This window comes from Glutamicibacter sp. BW78, from assembly GCF_002332245.1.
GTDB lineage: Bacteria > Actinomycetota > Actinomycetes > Actinomycetales > Micrococcaceae > Arthrobacter_H > Arthrobacter_H rhombi_A.
Window position 1 is genome coordinate 337,206 of record NZ_NRGU01000038.1, and the last position, 15,935, is coordinate 353,140.

At 65.1% G+C, this 15,935-nt stretch carries 14 protein-coding genes; all 14 read left to right on the top strand.

Annotated elements, in window-relative coordinates; translation table 11 throughout:
- Positions 1 to 206: 206 nt before the first annotated feature.
- The 14 genes from CIK75_RS11855 to CIK75_RS11920 all read left to right on the top strand — a co-directional run bounded on the left by CIK75_RS11855 (position 207) and on the right by CIK75_RS11920 (position 15,924).
- Positions 207 to 1,325 (top strand): BMP family ABC transporter substrate-binding protein, encoded by a 1,119-nt coding sequence (locus CIK75_RS11855; RefSeq protein ID WP_241895421.1) that lies wholly within the window; start codon positions 207 to 209, stop codon positions 1,323 to 1,325.
- 208 nt (positions 1,326 to 1,533) lie between these two features.
- Positions 1,534 to 3,102 (top strand): ABC transporter ATP-binding protein, encoded by a 1,569-nt coding sequence (locus CIK75_RS11860; RefSeq protein WP_086999454.1) that lies wholly within the window; start codon positions 1,534 to 1,536, stop codon positions 3,100 to 3,102.
- A complete protein-coding gene (locus tag CIK75_RS11865; protein ID WP_086999456.1) occupies positions 3,095 to 4,432 on the top strand; it encodes an ABC transporter permease in 1,338 nt (445 codons plus the stop codon). Before CIK75_RS11860 ends, CIK75_RS11865 begins: the two co-directional genes overlap by 8 nt.
- A gap of 38 nt (positions 4,433 to 4,470) precedes the next feature.
- Positions 4,471 to 5,718: an ABC transporter permease gene (locus CIK75_RS11870; RefSeq protein WP_087000009.1), complete on the top strand. Its 1,248-nt coding sequence runs from the start codon at positions 4,471 to 4,473 to the stop codon at positions 5,716 to 5,718.
- A 28-nt stretch (positions 5,719 to 5,746) separates the two neighbouring features.
- Entirely contained in the window at positions 5,747 to 6,139 is a 393-nt protein-coding gene (locus tag CIK75_RS11875; protein WP_256382359.1) for a cytidine deaminase, read from the top strand.
- Positions 6,140 to 6,177: 38 nt separating this feature from the next.
- A complete protein-coding gene (locus CIK75_RS11880) occupies positions 6,178 to 7,488 on the top strand; it encodes a thymidine phosphorylase (protein WP_086999460.1) in 1,311 nt (436 codons plus the stop codon).
- Between the two features lie 170 nt (positions 7,489 to 7,658).
- Complete coding sequence (locus tag CIK75_RS11885) at positions 7,659 to 8,327, top strand: VTT domain-containing protein (RefSeq protein WP_086999463.1); 669 nt, start codon at positions 7,659 to 7,661, stop codon at positions 8,325 to 8,327.
- Between the two features lie 77 nt (positions 8,328 to 8,404).
- Positions 8,405 to 9,586 carry an adenosine deaminase gene (locus tag CIK75_RS11890; protein ID WP_086999465.1) on the top strand — a complete coding sequence of 394 codons (1,182 nt, stop codon included), beginning with the start codon at positions 8,405 to 8,407 and terminating at the stop codon, positions 9,584 to 9,586.
- 7 nt (positions 9,587 to 9,593) lie between these two features.
- Entirely contained in the window at positions 9,594 to 10,307 is a 714-nt protein-coding gene (locus tag CIK75_RS11895; protein ID WP_086999467.1) for a MazG nucleotide pyrophosphohydrolase domain-containing protein, read from the top strand.
- A gap of 78 nt (positions 10,308 to 10,385) precedes the next feature.
- Positions 10,386 to 11,666, top strand: coding sequence for a phosphopyruvate hydratase (gene eno / locus CIK75_RS11900; RefSeq protein ID WP_086999469.1), 1,281 nt, complete (start codon positions 10,386 to 10,388; stop codon positions 11,664 to 11,666).
- Positions 11,667 to 11,787: 121 nt separating this feature from the next.
- Positions 11,788 to 12,693 (top strand): septum formation initiator family protein, encoded by a 906-nt coding sequence (locus tag CIK75_RS11905; RefSeq protein ID WP_241895422.1) that lies wholly within the window; start codon positions 11,788 to 11,790, stop codon positions 12,691 to 12,693.
- 57 nt (positions 12,694 to 12,750) lie between these two features.
- The gene (locus tag CIK75_RS11910) at positions 12,751 to 13,446 is read left to right on the top strand and encodes a DUF501 domain-containing protein (protein ID WP_087000013.1); all 696 of its coding nucleotides are present in this window, start codon (positions 12,751 to 12,753) and stop codon (positions 13,444 to 13,446) included.
- The gene (locus tag CIK75_RS11915) at positions 13,443 to 14,396 is read left to right on the top strand and encodes a Ppx/GppA phosphatase family protein (RefSeq protein ID WP_086999471.1); all 954 of its coding nucleotides are present in this window, start codon (positions 13,443 to 13,445) and stop codon (positions 14,394 to 14,396) included. The genes CIK75_RS11910 and CIK75_RS11915 overlap by 4 nt, the downstream gene beginning before the upstream one ends.
- 43 nt (positions 14,397 to 14,439) lie before the next feature.
- On the top strand, positions 14,440 to 15,924 hold the full coding sequence (locus CIK75_RS11920; protein WP_241895423.1) for a S8 family serine peptidase: 1,485 nt from the start codon (positions 14,440 to 14,442) through the stop codon (positions 15,922 to 15,924).
- The last annotated feature ends 11 nt before the right edge of the window (positions 15,925 to 15,935 follow it).

The window sequence follows — 15,935 nt, forward strand, 5'->3', positions numbered from 1 at the left end:
TACCAGTAGGTAACAAAAGGTCAACGATATTGTCTTGTCAACTATTTGTGGTGGCAGGTCGGTCTTCGTGGGGCATACTGTATTCTCCGTCACGTCTTCCTGCCATGGGAGGTCGGAGGCGGTCGGCACCCACACGGGACAGGTAGGTCACCTGGCCTGTTCTGTTATGGGGTGGCCCCGAAGCATCACTCGTCACTGGAGGAACCTTGAAGAAGTCACCGCGCACCCTGAAGCGCTCTACCGGCCAGCTTGCCGCCGTCCTGGGCGTTTCCGCCCTCGTTCTGACCGCCTGCGGGGCGGCACCGGATTCCGGTGGCGATGACTCGAACGCTTCGAGCCACCCCGGCGCCGCCGACTACACCGGCTGCATTGTTTCCGACTCCGGTGGCTTCGATGACCGGTCGTTCAACCAGTCCTCCTACGAGGGGCTCATGAAGGCCAAGAAGGATTTGGGCATCAAGACCAAGAAGGCCGAGTCGCAGGCGGCCACCGACTTCGAGCCCAACCTCAGCTCGATGGTCAAGGGCGGCTGCAATCTCACCGTCACCGTCGGCTTCCTGCTGGCGGACGCCACGAAGAAGATGGCCGAAGCCAACCCGGACTCCCACTTCGCGATCATCGATGATGATTCGATCAAGGCCGATAACGTCAAGCCGATCATCTATGACACGGCTCAGGCTGCCTTCCTGGCCGGTTACCTCGCCGCCGGGACAACGGAGACGGGCAAGGTCGCCACCTACGGCGGCATCAACCTGCCCACCGTCTCGATCTTCATGGACGGCTTCGATGAAGGCGTGAAGTACTTCAACGAGAAGAACGACAAGAAGGTCAAGGTTCTGGGCTGGAACTCCGATAAGCAGAACGGCACGTTCACCGGAGACTTCGAGAACCAGGGCAAGGGCAAGACCACCACGACGAACTTCATCAACGAAGGCGCTGATATCGTCATGCCCGTCGCCGGCCCGGTGGGACTGGGCACCATCGACGCCGTCAAGGAAGCCAACTCCAACGGTAAGGATGTCAAGGTCGTCTGGGTCGACTCCGACGGCTACAAGACCCTTCCCTCGGGCAAGGAATTCGTACTCACCTCGGTCATGAAGCTGATGGGCGAGGCAGTGGAGAACGTGGTGACCGAGGATCTCGACGAGAAGTTCGACAACGCCCCGTATGTCGGGACGCTGGAAAACAAGGGTGTCGGTCTGGCGCCGTTCCACGACTTCGACGCCGACGTCTCCGATGACATGAAGTCGCAGTTGGACGAGATCAAGGCAGATATCGTTTCGGGTGACATCAAGGTCAAGTCGCCTTCCAGCCCGAAGGAATAACCCACGGGCTGTCCCGAGCCATCCAGAGGATCGGCAGGGACCGCCAAGAACGGCACGCGCCGTCCGTAGTTCGGGGTCACCCCGTTCTCGGGCGGCGCGTGCTCGCTCACCACCACACGTTCGCGGCTACGCTAGGGTCGACGGCGCACGGGTCCCATGGCCACACCATGGCCCCGGCGCCGGATGAGAAGGGAACACGGTACAGCACGTGAAATTGGAACTTCGCGGAATCACGAAGAAATTCGGTTCATTCACGGCCAACGACAACATCGATGTCGTCGTCGAGGACGGGCAGGTCCACTCGCTGCTCGGGGAGAACGGCGCGGGCAAGTCCACCCTGATGAATGTCCTCTTCGGCCTGTACGAGGCAACGTCCGGCCAGGTGCTCATCGATGACCAGCCCGTCAGCTTCAGCGGCCCGGGCGATGCCATGAAGGCAGGCATCGGGATGGTCCACCAACACTTCATGCTCGTCCCCGTCTTCACCGTGGCCGAGAACGTGGCGCTCGGTGACGAAAACACCCGCGCTGCGGGTATCCTCGATCTGGACGCCACTCGTCGGAAGATCCGGGAGATCTCCGACCAGTTCGGTTTCCATGTGGACCCCGACGCCGTCATCGAGGACCTACCGGTCGGTGTCCAACAACGGGTGGAAATCATCAAGGCGCTCGTCCGTGACGCCAAGATCCTGATCCTTGACGAACCCACCGCGGTGCTCACCCCCCAGGAAACCGACGAGTTGCTGAACATCATCAGGCAACTGCGCGATACCGGAACCTCGATCGTCTTCATTTCGCATAAATTGCGTGAGGTCAAAGCGATTTCCGACGTCATCACCGTCATCCGCCGCGGCAAGGTCGTGGGCAACGCAGATCCCAGCGCCCCGGCGACCGAATTGGCCTCACTGATGGTCGGGCGCGCCGTGAACCTGGCTACCGATAAGGAACCGGCAAAGCCGGGCAAACCCACGTTCAGTGTGCAGAACCTGACGGTTCTTGCCCCCAGTGGGCAGGTCATGCTCGACGACGTCAGCTTCGAGATCTCCGAAGGCGAGATCCTCGCGGTCGCCGGTGTCCAAGGCAACGGCCAGACCGAATTGGCCGAGGCGATCATGGGGCTGGAAGACCACGCCACGGGAAAGATCATGTTGCAGGGGGAAAACCTGCTGGGCCGTACGGTGAAGTCCATCATCAACTCGGGTGTCGGATTCGTCCCCGAGGACCGCAGCACCGACGGACTGGTCTCCTCCTTCACGGTCGCGGAGAACCTCGTACTCAACCAGTACGACAGGCCTCCCTTCGCCCGCGGACTCAACATGCTCCCCACGGTGATCAACCGCAACGCCGACGAGAAGATCGAAGAGTACGACATCCGTACCCAGGGCGGGCAGTCCAACGCCGGAACACTCTCCGGAGGCAACCAACAGAAGGTCGTCATGGCCCGGGAACTCTCCCGGCCCCTGAAACTATTCATCGCCTCGCAACCCACCCGCGGCGTCGATGTGGGTTCCATCGAATTCCTGCACCGACGGATCGTCGCCGAACGCGATGGCGGAACACCGGTCATGATCATTTCCACCGAACTCGACGAAGTTGCCGAGCTCGCCGACAGAATTGCCGTCCTCTATAAGGGACGGCTGGTGGGCATCGTCCCGGGGGATACCCCGCGCGACGTGCTGGGCCTGATGATGGCCGGCGCCTCAGCCGACGACGCCGGCGCGACGACCCCGGGCAGCGCCCGGACCCCGAACCACGAAGAGGAGTCCGGGAATGAATGATCCCGCCGACCTGACACCCCAGGACCCCGCAGCAGGAGGTCCCCCCGCATCACCAGAGGGTGGCGGATCCGTTCCCGGAGGGGCCGCCGCAGGAAACACTCCCGCCCAGCTGGCCGAGGCCGGCCCACCGGAGCCCGGTGCCACGTTGCTGCAACGCATCACCCAGGGCAGCGGTCTGGTATCGGTGCTGGCGATCGTCCTGTCACTGATCGTCGGTGCCATCTTGATCGCCGCGACCGACGAGCGGGTCACCGAAGCGGCGAGCTACTTCTTCGCCCGCCCCCTCGACATGCTGACCGCCGTCTGGGCGTCGGTCTCCGAGGCCTACGGCGCACTGTTCCGCAGCTCGGTTTTCAACACGCAGGCCGACGGCTTCGCCAATGCGATCTATCCGCTGACCGAAACGTTGACCGTCTCCACACCATTGATCCTGGCGGGACTCGGCGTGGCCTTGGCCTTCCGGGTCGGCCTCTTCAACATCGGTGGTCAGGGACAGATCATCGTCGGCGCCATGCTGGCCGGCTGGGTCGGTTTCACCTTGGAGCTGCCGGCCGGTATCCACCTGCTGCTGGCCGTCGTCGCCGGAGTCATCGGTGGCGCCATCTGGGGCGGCATCGCCGGGATCCTGAAGGCCAGACGGGGCGCGCACGAGGTGATCGTGACGATCATGCTCAACTACATCGCTCTGTACCTGCTGCTCTATGTGCTGACCACCACCGCCTTCCAGCGCCCCGGATCCAATAACCCCATCAGCCCCGCAGTCCACGATTCGGCGACGTACCCGCTGATCTTTGGTTCGGGGTTCCGGCTGCACTACGGATTCGTGGTGGCCCTGCTGGCCGTCGGATTCGTCTGGTGGCTGCTGAACCGTTCGACCTCCGGATTCGAACTACGAGCCGTCGGCGCCAACCCCCTGGCCGCACGCACCGCGGGCATCAACGTCCCACGGGCCTACACCCTGGTGATGGTCATCGCCGGTGCCCTCGCGGGACTGGCAGGCACAGCACAGATCTCCGGCACCGAACACTCCTTATCGGGTGATATTGCCGCCAGCTTCGGCTTCGACGCCATCACGGTCGCCCTGCTGGGGCGTTCCAAACCGATCGGCACCTTCTTTGCCGGGCTCCTCTTCGGCGCCCTGCGGGCCGGTGGCGTCGGCATGCAAGCCAATACCGGCATCCCCATCGACATCGTGCTGGTGGTGCAGTCCTTCATCGTGCTGTTCATCGCCGCTCCGCCGCTGGTGCGCACGATCTTCGGGATCACCGCCGGCAAGAAAAAGAAGTCCACCCAGGCGGCATCCGCCGCCCAGGCCGGAGGAGCAGCGTGAGCACCGCAACCACCACACCCCCGTCCCGCGTGGCGGCCATGGCCCCGGCGATCCGCAACTGGGGCGCACCGGTCACCCTGGCCGTCCTGGCCCTGCTGGCGCTGGTCGGGTTCGCCATCGGCAGCCCACATGCCACCGCCCGCTTCCGGATCTCCGCCAAGGCCGACGCAATCCAGGTTCCCGACGTGCAACTAGGCACCACCCTCGTGGGGTGGGCCGCCGCCGTCGTCCTGCTGTTGCTAGCCGGATATGCCTTCAGGTCCACCGCCCGCGCCGAGGCCCTGCCCCGTTGGATCGTCCCGGTCTTCGCCTCGGTCTGGGTCATCGCTTTCCTGGTCTGGGTCATCGGCAGTGCGAACAACCCCAACGTCTACTTCTCCGGTCTGATCGCCGGATCGTTCACTCTCGCCATCCCACTGATCTTCGGTTCGCTCTCGGGGGTGCTGTGTGAACGTTCGGGCGTGATCAACATTGCCATCGAAGGTCAGCTGCTGGCCGGCGCCTTCGGTGCTGCCATCGTCGGTTCCATCACCCAGTCCCTGATCGCCGGCGTCCTGGCCGCCGTGGTGGCCAGCGTGATCGTCTCGATGGTGCTGGCGGTCTTCAGCATCAAGTACCTGGTCAACCAGGTCATCGTCGGCGTCGTGCTCAACGTCCTGGTCGCGGGGCTGACCAGTTTCCTGTTCTCCACGGTCATGAAGGAGAACTCGGCGCTGTTCAACTCCCCGCCGTCGTTCCACAACATCAGGATCCCCGGCCTGGCGGACATTCCCGTCTTCGGCCCGATCTTCTTCAACCAGACGATCCTGGGCTACGGCATGTACGTCGCCGTCTTCCTGGTCTGGTTCGGTCTGTTCAAGACCCGCTGGGGTCTGCGCGTACGGGCCGTGGGCGAGCACCCGAAGGCCGCCGATACGGTGGGCATCCGGGTCAACGCCATCCGCTTCTCCAATGTGGCCCTGGCCGGCGTGGTCGCCGGTGTCGGAGGTGCCTTCTTCACCCTGGTGACCTCCTCGTCCTTCAGCAAGGAAATGACCGCAGGACAAGGCTTCATCGCCCTGGCAGCCATGATCTTCGGACGCTGGAACCCCATTGGCGCCTTCTTCGCTTCCCTGCTGTTCGGCTTCTCGCTGAACCTCTCCTTCGTGCTGAGCATCCTGGGCACCCCGGTGCCCAACCAGTTCATGCAGATGCTGCCCTATATCGTGACGATCTTCGCCGTCGCCGGGCTGGCCGGGAAATCACGGCCTCCGGCCTCCAACGGCGTCCCATACGTGAAGGAGTAGGCGCGTGGCCGAGGAAACGACGACGCCGCTGGATGCCGCCGGTTGGGAGAGCCTGCGGGCCGCGGCGACCGCGGCGATGGAACACGCCTATGCCCCCTATTCGAAGTTCCCGGTCGGGGCGGCAGCCCTGACCGAGGACGGACGGATCATCAGCGGTTGCAATGTCGAGAACGCCGCCTACGGGGTGGTCCTCTGCGCCGAATGCACCATGATCGGACAACTCCATATGGGCGGGGGCGGCCGGCTACGAGCGTTCTACTGCGTCGATAGGAACGGCAACATCCTCATGCCCTGCGGGCGCTGCCGCCAACTGCTGCACGAACACCGTGGACCCGATATGGAACTGATGACCGTGCGTGGCATCGCCACCATGGAACAGGTCCTGCCTGACGCGTTCGGACCCGAAACCCTCCTGCACTAGCCCCGGCCGCCCGGCCGGGAACCGACGAAAGGCCCAGCATGAGCACCGAGAAATTCGACGCCGTCGACATCATCGGCATCAAACGCGATCGGGGGACGCTGAGTCCCGAACAGATCGACTGGACCATCGACGCCTATACCCGCGGGGTCATTGCCGAGGAGCAGATGGCCGCCCTGAACATGGCGATTCTGCTCAATGGGATGGACCGGGCAGAAATTTCCCGCTGGACGACGGCCATGATCAACTCGGGTGAACGCATGGACTTCTCGACACTGCGCAGCCCGTCGGGGGTGGCCAAGCCGACGGCGGATAAACACTCCACCGGTGGGGTGGGGGACAAGATCACCCTGCCGCTGGCCCCGCTGGTGGCCGTTTTCGGGGTAGCCGTACCCCAGCTGTCCGGCCGTGGCCTCGGACATACAGGTGGCACCCTGGATAAGCTCGAGTCCATCCCCGGATGGCAGGCCTCGCTATCCAACGAGGCGATGATGGACCAGCTTGCCGGCTGCGGGGCGGTCATCTGTGCGGCAGGAACCGGCTTGGCCCCTGCGGATAAAAAACTCTACGCCCTGCGTGACGTGACCGGAACGGTCGAAGCCATCCCCCTGATCGCCTCCTCGATCATGTCCAAGAAAATCGCTGAAGGGACCGGGACACTGGTCCTGGACGTCAAAGTCGGCTCCGGGGCGTTCATGAAGGACGAGGACGATGCCCGCGAACTGGCGCGGACCATGGTGGGGTTGGGCACCGACGCCGGAGTGAAAACGGTGGCCCTGCTGACCAATATGGCCACCCCGTTGGGGCTCACCGCCGGCAACGCGATCGAGGTCCAAGAATCCGTGGACGTTCTCGCCGGGGGCGGACCGGCAGATGTGGTGGACCTGACCGTGAAACTGGCCGAGGAAATGCTTGCCGGCGCCGGAGTGCACGACGCCGACCCTGCTGCCGCCCTGGCCGATGGTCGGGCCATGGACGTCTGGCGGCTGATGATCTCCGCCCAGGGAGGTGACCCCGCAGCCGCGCTGCCGGTCGCCCGCGAATCGGAGACCGTGTACGCCCAGGCCGATGGGGTGCTGACCGAACTCGATGCCCTCAGCGTGGGTATTGCCGCCTGGCGGTTGGGCGCCGGGCGGGCCCGCCGGGAGGATGAGGTTCAAGCCGGGGCAGGGGTGCGTTTGCACGCCAAACCCGGGGACGTGGTTCGCCGCGGTCAACCGCTCATGACCTTATTGACCGACACCCCCGAGAAGTTCGGCAGGGCGCTGGAGGCGCTGGAATCGGCAGCCACGATCAGCGCTGAAGGGAGCAGAAGCGGCCAACGCCTGATCCTGGATCGGATCGCCCAGTAGCGGCCCCGCTGGCCTCAGGGATGACCCGGATTGAACCCTGAATCATCCCTGGGAGGGACGGCAAGCCCGGTGTTCATGGACCAGACTGGAAGCATCGCCCGGCCCAGTCCGCCCGTGGCCGTCGTCGTCCACTCGACGATTGACTCATTCCAGCTGAGGGAACCTGCTTCATGGATGTCATCAACGAAGTGATCCTCTACGCTTCGACGGCGTGGTGGATCCTGCCGTTGCTGTTCCTGTTCTGCCTGATCGACGGTTTGCTGCCCGTGGTGCCCAGCGAATCGTTGATTGTGGCCCTGGCGAGCGTGGCCGTGGCCTCCGGCGCACCGCCGCTGCTCCTGCTCGGACTCGTGGGGGCCGCCGGGGCCATTGCCGGGGACCACTTCGCCTACCGGTTCGGGCGGCGCATCGGCCTGGATCGTTTCCGCTGGATGCGCCGACGGCGGGCGCGCAAGACTTTTGCCGTGGCCCGCCGCGAACTCGAACGACGTGGCGCCCTGCTGATCTTCACGGCCCGTTATATTCCCATCGGACGCGTGGCAGTGAACTTCACCGCGGGGGCCACCCGGTTCTCCCTCCGCCGCTTCACACTGCTCGACACCCTGGGCTGCCTGACCTGGAGCGCCTATTCCACCACCATCGGCGCGGTGGGCGGCCACTGGATGAAAGACAACCCGCTGCTGGGCATCGGACTGTCGATCTCGATCGCCATGGTGTTCGGCTTCATCGTGGACCGGGTTCTCAATGTTCTGCGTCGTCGACTGGGAATCGACCCGCAGTCCCCGGACGCGCAGCCAACCCCCCAACTGCTTGAAGTGCCCGCGGACCGGAGGCGCTGAGCCTCGGGCAACGAGGGGAGCCCATCCTCGAGCGGGAATGGTTCCGTTGCGTCGGCACGCCCAGTACGCTGGGGTGCGTGAGTGAAGAGCTGATCCATACCGCCTATGACCCCGAATTCGACTTCCGCAGCCTGCCGAAGGTCTCGCTGCACGACCACCTCGATGGTGGCCTGCGACCGTCCACCATCATTGAACTTGCCGCAGCGGCACACCATGAACTGCCGTCCACCGATGCGGTGGCCCTCGGCGAATGGTTCCGGCAATCGGCGAACTCCGGTTCGCTGCCCCGCTATCTGGAAACCTTCGAACATACCGTCGCGGTGATGCAGACCCACGAGAACCTGATCCGGGTTGCCCGCGAATTCGTGGAGGACCTCGCCGACGACGGCGTCGTCTACGGCGAAGTGCGCTGGGCACCCGAACAACATCTCGCCGGTGGACTGAGTCTGGACGAGGCCGTCCAAGCCGTCCAGCAAGGCCTGGACGAAGGGGTCGAAGCCGTGGCCGAGAGTGGAAGGCCCATCCAGGTCGGGCAGCTCATTACCGCGATGCGCCATGCCGACCGCGGCGTGGAAATCGCCGAATTGGCGTTGCGTCACCGTGGTAACGGTGCCGTCGGCTTCGACATCGCCGGCGCCGAGGACGGTTTCCCGCCCTCCCGGATGACCGAGGCCTTCGACCTGCTGGCCAAGAACTTCTTCCCCACCACCGTCCACGCTGGCGAAGCAGCGGGAGTGGACTCGATCGTCGACGCCCTCCTGACGGGGAGGGCCGAGCGGCTGGGCCACGGTGTGCGCATCGCCGAGGACATCGACATCCAGTTCGGAGGCACCGACGATGATGGCTCGGAGGTCGAGGAAGACACCGGGCTGGTCACCCTGGGGCCGGTCGCCAATTGGGTGCGCGATCGGGGTATTCCGCTGGAGATCTGCCCGTCCTCGAACCTGCAGACCGGGGCCACCACGGGCTTCGGTGAGGGCATCGAATCCCATCCCATCGACCTGCTCTACCAGACGGGCTTCACCGTCACCATCAGCCCGGACAACCGCCTGATGTCGGATACGAGCCTCTCGAGCGAATTCGAGTTGCTGGTCGAAGCCTTCGACTACGACCTCGATGACCTGCTCGAGCTCACGCTCAACGCCGCCGAGGCTGCCTTCCTGCCGTTGGAGGAACGCGAAGCCCTGGTCGAATACATCAACGCCGAATATGCCGGGCTGACCGGCGACGGCGATGACCAGGACGATGACCAGGTGTGAGCCGAGGATGAGTGAGGCCCGACCCGGGGGGAGCCTGGGTTCGGCGGGGGAGCCGCAACGCCTGTTGGGCATCATTGCGGACCTCCGCCGGCACTGCCGCTGGACCGCCGAACTGACCCACGCCTCGCTGGTGGAATACCTCGTCGAGGAGTCCTATGAACTGCTCGAGGCCATCGAAACCGGCCAGGATGATGACGAACTGCGCGGGGAACTGGCCGACGTGCTTCTGCAACTGGTTCTGCACGCCGAAATCGCCGCCGAACGCGGGGCCTTCGATTTTTCAGATATCGCCGCCCACCTGAGTGAAAAGATGATCCGCCGCAACACGCACGTCTTCCACCCGGATGGCAGCCTCCGCGGGAGCTACCCCGAGAGCATCCAGGAGATCATCGGGTCCTGGGATGCTGCCAAACGCGCCGAGGACCCCTCCCGCACCGACCCGTTCTCCTCGCTCCCGCGTCATCTTCCGGCCCTCGCCTTGGCGGATAAGACGATCGGCCGGGCCCGCCGTTGGGCCGGCGCCACCCCGGCGCCGGACACCCCGAAGGCCCCGGAATCCGTGGTGGTGGACACCGAAGACGAGCTGGGTGACCTGCTGCTGGGGATCGTCGCCGACGCGCATGAGCGTGGGCTGGACGCGGAACGCTCGCTGCGCACCGCCGTCGCACGTTACATGACTCATGCGCAACCAACTTCCTCCTCCACAGCCGGCACAGGCTAGGCTGGGAGGCGAGGCAACGTGCCCGCGTATCCAATGCTGTGTACGGCCCCCAAACCCACCCACGAAGGAGTACCTTCCATGGCCTTGATCGATGCCATCCACGCTCGCGAGATCCTCGATTCGCGTGGCAACCCGACCGTAGAAGCCGAAGTCCTGCTCTCCGATGGCTCATTGGGCCGCGCGGCAGTGCCCTCCGGCGCTTCCACCGGAGCCTTCGAAGCCGTTGAGCTGCGCGACGGTGATAAGTCCCGCTACCTGGGCAAGGGCGTCTCCAAGGCCGTTGACGCGGTCATCGACACGATCCAGCCGGCCCTCATCGGCCAGGACGCCACCGACCAGCGGGCCATCGACCAGATCATGATCGACCTGGACGGCACCGCCAATAAGTCGACCCTGGGCGCCAACGCCATCCTGGGTGTCTCGCTGGCCGTGGCCTCCGCCGCTGCCGAGTCCTCCAACCTGCCGCTCTACCGCTACCTGGGTGGCCCCAACGCCCACGTTCTACCGGTACCGCTGATGAACATCCTCAACGGGGGTTCACACGCAGACTCCGACGTCGACATCCAGGAGTTCATGGTCGTCCCCGTGGGCGCCTCCACCTTCTCCGAGGCACTGCGCTGGGGCGTCGAGGTCTACCACGCGCTGAAGTCGGTCCTGCAGGAACGCGGGCTGGCCACCGGGCTGGGGGACGAGGGCGGTTTTGCGCCGAACCTGGAAAGCAACCGTGCTGCCCTGGAACTGATCATCGAAGCCATCAAGAAGGCCGGTCTGATCCCCGGCGAGGACATCGCCCTGGCCCTGGACGTCGCCTCCTCCGAGTTCTTCGAGAACGGGACCTACCAGTTCGAAGGTGGCTCACGCACCGCCGCCGAGATGAGCGACTACTACGCCCAGCTCGTCGAGGACTTCCCGCTGGTTTCCCTCGAGGACCCGCTGGACGAAGACGACTGGGACGGGTGGAAGACCCTCACCGACGCCATCGGTTCGAAGGTCCAGATCGTCGGCGACGACCTCTTCGTCACCAACCCCGAGCGCCTGCAGAAGGGCATCGATTCGGCCACGGCGAACTCGCTGCTGGTCAAGGTGAACCAGATCGGCTCACTGACCGAGACCCTGGATGCCGTGTCGCTGGCCCAGCGGGCCGGTTACACCACCGTCACCTCGCACCGCTCCGGCGAAACCGAGGACACGACGATCGCCGATATCGCCGTCGCCACCAATGCCGGCCAGATCAAGACCGGTGCCCCGGCCCGCTCCGAGCGTGTCGCGAAGTACAACCAGTTGCTGCGGATCGAGGAAGAGCTCGGCGACGCCGCGTTCTACGCAGGAAAGGCGACCTTCCCGCGTTTCACCGCCTAACGTCGCACCGCAACGCGTAAAGTGCTGAGGGGAGCCGCCGGACACCGGTGGTTCCCCTCACGCCTTTGAAACGTGTGCCCAGCCCACCCCAGAGACCACCGAACAGACCGGTAGGAGACCCATGGCAACCCGACGTCCCAACATGCCTCGGGTCCGGCCTGCCGATCAGGGGCACGGTGCTACAGCAGCCAACGAGGGCGAAAACGCGGCAGCCCCTGCCGCGAACACCCCGGCGGCCCCCCGCACACCGACAGCGGTCAACCGGCAGAAAGTCGTCCCGATGGGTGCGGCCCCGGCGCACGAGGAGGCGCCCCGGGCCGCCTCTTCGCGTCCCGAAGCGGCCAGCGCATCGGCGGCAGGTAAACCGGCCACCAAGAAACCAGCTGCCAAGAAACCGGCCAGTCAACCAGCTGCCAAGAAACCGGCGGCAGGCAAACCGGCGGCCCGTACCTCCACGGCGAAGAAGCAGCCAGGCACACCGCCCACCAAAAAACCGAATCAGCCCGGTAAACGTCCCGGGCCCCGGCAGGGCGGCCCCCGGGAGAAGCGACTGCGCGAACGTGCAGAACTTTCCGGGGCGATCCGCTCCGGCAGTGGACACCGCAAGCCCGAGGCCGCACAGACTCCCGCGGAAGGTGGCGCGCCGGTCCCGGCCCGGGCCTTCTCCGGGCGCCTGCTGACCCTGGCGGTCATCTTGGCCGTGGTCACGGTCCTGCTGCTGCCCAGTGTGGGAACCTATATGGACCAGCGGGCCGAGGTCGCCGAAGTTCAGGCGTCGATCGCCCAGAAGCAGCAGGAACAGGACGAGCTCGTCACACAGATCTCCCGTTGGGACGACCCGGCCTACGTCAAGGCACAGGCCCGTAACCGGATCAACCTGGTGATGCCCGGCGAGAAGAAGTACATGGTGGTCGGAGCAACCGGTGAGGAATCCGCAGCCGGCCCACAAAGCGTGGGCGATGTCCGGACCGACCTGCCATGGGTCGACTCCCTCTGGGACACCGTTGTACGCTCGGCCACCGACTGATCATTTCCCGAAGGAGAACACGTGGAGCATCCCGCCACAGCACCGCGCCATGAAGCGCTGGACGCCGAACAGCGGGTCCCCACCCCTGAGGACCTGGACACGCTGAGCCGTCAGCTCGGCCGCCCGGCCCGCGATGTGGTGGAGATCGGGGCGCGTTGCCTCTGCGGCAACCCACTGGTGGCCACCACCGCCCCGCGGCTGGCCTCGGGCATCCCCTTCCCGACAACGTTCTACCTCACCCACCCCGTCATCACCTCGGCCGTTTCCCGGCTCGAGGCCGCCGGGCTGATGGCGACGATGACCGAACGGCTGGGACAGGATGAAGCCCTGGCCGCCACCTACACGGCGGCCCACCACGACTACCTCGCAGCCCGTGATGCCATCGGGCAACGTACCGGAATCGGTGCGGTCCCGGAAATCGACGGGGTCTCCGCCGGCGGGATGCCGACCCGGGTGAAATGCCTGCACGTGTTGGTGGGGCATTCGCTCTCAGCCGGCGCCGGGGTCAACCCGTTGGGAGACGAAGCCATCGCCGGTATTGCCGAATGGTGGACCGCTGAGCGCTGCCATTGCCACGGCGCGTGGGATACCGAGGCACCAGTGCCCGCACAAGACCGCAGCCGCCACGTCAAAACACAGGCCGAGGATCCTGCCGTGAAGAAGGCCCGGCGCAGTGCAGCCAGGCAGGCGCGCGAACACGCCGAAACGACCGGGCAGCAGCCCGAAGGACACGACACAGGAGACCAAGCATGAGGGTTGCCGCCATCGATTGCGGGACGAATTCCATCCGGTTGCTCATCGCCGACGTCATCGAGGACGAGGAAGGGCAGACCCGACTGCTCGACGTGTCCCGCCAGATGCGTATTGTGCGTTTGGGCCAAGGGGTCGACGCCACCGGAAACTTCGTGCCCGAGGCCCTGGAGCGCACCTTCACCGCCGTGGATGAATACGCCGCGCTCATCGGCAAGCATGGGGCCCAACACGTCAGGTTCGTCGCCACCTCGGCTACCCGCGACGCCGGCAACCGCAACGAATTCATGGAAGGAGTCCGCACCCGCTTGGGGGTCACCCCGGAGGTGATCGAGGGCTCGGAGGAAGCAGCTTTGAGCTTCGCTGGTGCAGTGTCCGTGAGGCCTCCAGCGGATACGGAGAATGTCCTGGTCGTTGATCTGGGCGGAGGATCCACGGAATTCGTGGTGGGTACCAGCGACGGCGTGCGGGCAGCAATCAGCATGGATATGGGGTGCGTGCGCTACGCCGAACGCTTCCTCACCGACGACCCGCCGACGGCCGAACAAATCGCAGCAGCGGAAGCAGAAGCCAACCGGCAGATCGACACGGTTCTTCAGACGGTTCCGCTACACGAGGTGGACCGGGTGGTCGGCGTGGCAGGGACCATCACCACCGTGACCGCCCATGTGCTGGATCTCCACAGCTACCAGCCCGAGAAGATCGACGGTTCCGAACTGCCCATCGGTGTCATCGAGGCAGCAGCCAGCGAATTCCTGGGTTTCTCACGCCGCCGCCGGGAACAACTTCCCTACATGCACCCGGGCCGCGTCGACGTGATCGCCGCCGGGGCACTGATCTATCGGACCATTCTGTTGAGGATGGCCGAGCTGACCGGAAACCGGGTGCGCACGGCGGTCGCCAGCGAACACGATATTCTGGACGGCATCGCCCTCGGGTTGGCACGCCAATAAGCTGTCCTCTCGCCGTCGTCCCCGACCTTGGAAGGAACCGCCCGTGAGGCCCCGTCCACTCCGTGCCACCGCCGGCCTTTTGGCGACCCTGTTAGCCGCGGCAACCCTGCTGGTGGCGGCCCCCGCCGCTCAGGCAGACCAAATCCGTGACAGCGAATATTGGCTCAAGGACTATGGCATCAAGCAGGCGTGGAAGGTCTCCAAGGGGGAAGGAGTCACCGTTGCGGTCATTGACACCGGCATCGCCGACTCGCACCCCGACCTGAGCGGAACCGTCGTCGGTGGCAGTGACTTCTCACAGGCAGGGAACAAGGACGGAACCAAGCCCCTGGGCGCCTTGCCCGAGCACGGAACGCTCGTGGGAACCCTGCTGGCCGGACACGGGAACAATGAAGAGGCCATCGCCAAGGCCACAGCGGAAGACGAAAAGCAGACCATTGCCTGGAAGCGTGCCGTCAAGGACGCGAAGAAGGACGACGAAGACCCGCCCAAGAAACCTGATCCGGTAAAAATCCCCAAATCCGGCCCCGGGCCGGACGGCGTCATCGGGGTCGCTCCCAAGGCCGAACTGCTCTCCGGTTCCCTGTGGTTGGGTTCGGAAAACCCCGGCGGGGTACCCATCAGCGAACAAGTCCCGCATGCGGTGAAATGGGCCGTCGACCAGGGGGCCGACGTGATCAATATGTCGCTGGGATCCACGACGCCGAGTTGGCCCACCAGCTGGGATGAGGCCTTCAAGTACGCCGAGGAGCACGACGTCGTCATCGTCGCCGCCGCCGGGAACCGTGCCGGGGGAATGGAACAAGTCGGGGCCCCGGCGACCATCCCCGGAGTGTTGACCGTGGCCGGTGTCGATAAGAAGGGCAAGGCCAGTTGGGATTCCTCGACGCAAGGAATCAGCATCGGCGTTGCCGCCCCCGCGGACCCGCTGGTGGGTGGGCTGCCCGATGGTGGTTACGCCGACTGGTCAGGAACCTCGGGCGCGGCCCCGTTGGTTTCCGGTGTCGCCGCACTCATCCGCTCGAAGTACCCGGATATGAAGGCCCACGATGTCATCCAACGGATTTTAGCCACGGCGGAGGACGCCGGGAAACCAGGCGTGGACAACCTGTACGGCTACGGATTATTGGATGCCGAGGCGGCGCTGACTACCGATGTTCCCTCGGTGGATAAGAACCCCCTGGGGACGATCGCCGAATGGATCCATGTGCATCGGCGGGGCCAAGTCGTCCGTCCCACCCCCTCCAAGCCCAAGGCCAAACCCCAACAGGAATCCTCCGTTCCGCCGGTGGCCGCCCCCCAGGCCATCGCCCCGGAAGATCCTGCCGGCGCACTGCCGGCAGTATTGGTCATCGGTTTCGGCGCGCTGACACTGATCATCATCGTGGGCGGGGGAGCGCACGTGGTCAACACCCGGCGCCGGAACCGGGCCACGTTGGCAGCGGAAGCAGGTACCGTGGCGGACGCCGAATGGACCGCTTCGGAAGCCGACCGGGACCCCTTCGACGATCTTCCGGAAAGTCGTTAGTGAAGACTTTC

What these genes read in the sequence shown, in the direction of transcription:
- CIK75_RS11865 (WP_086999456.1), top strand. Translation starts at nt 3,095, where the DNA reads ATGAATGATCCCGCCGACCTGACACCCCAGGACCCCGCAGCAGGAGGT.
- CIK75_RS11880 (WP_086999460.1), top strand. Translation starts at nt 6,178, where the DNA reads ATGAGCACCGAGAAATTCGACGCCGTCGACATCATCGGCATCAAACGC.
- CIK75_RS11870 (WP_087000009.1), top strand. Translation starts at nt 4,471, where the DNA reads ATGGCCCCGGCGATCCGCAACTGGGGCGCACCGGTCACCCTGGCCGTC.
- CIK75_RS11895 (WP_086999467.1), top strand. Translation starts at nt 9,594, where the DNA reads ATGAGTGAGGCCCGACCCGGGGGGAGCCTGGGTTCGGCGGGGGAGCCG.
- CIK75_RS11905 (WP_241895422.1), top strand. Translation starts at nt 11,788, where the DNA reads ATGGCAACCCGACGTCCCAACATGCCTCGGGTCCGGCCTGCCGATCAG.
- CIK75_RS11915 (WP_086999471.1), top strand. Translation starts at nt 13,443, where the DNA reads ATGAGGGTTGCCGCCATCGATTGCGGGACGAATTCCATCCGGTTGCTC.
- CIK75_RS11885 (WP_086999463.1), top strand. Translation starts at nt 7,659, where the DNA reads ATGGATGTCATCAACGAAGTGATCCTCTACGCTTCGACGGCGTGGTGG.
- eno (WP_086999469.1), top strand. Translation starts at nt 10,386, where the DNA reads ATGGCCTTGATCGATGCCATCCACGCTCGCGAGATCCTCGATTCGCGT.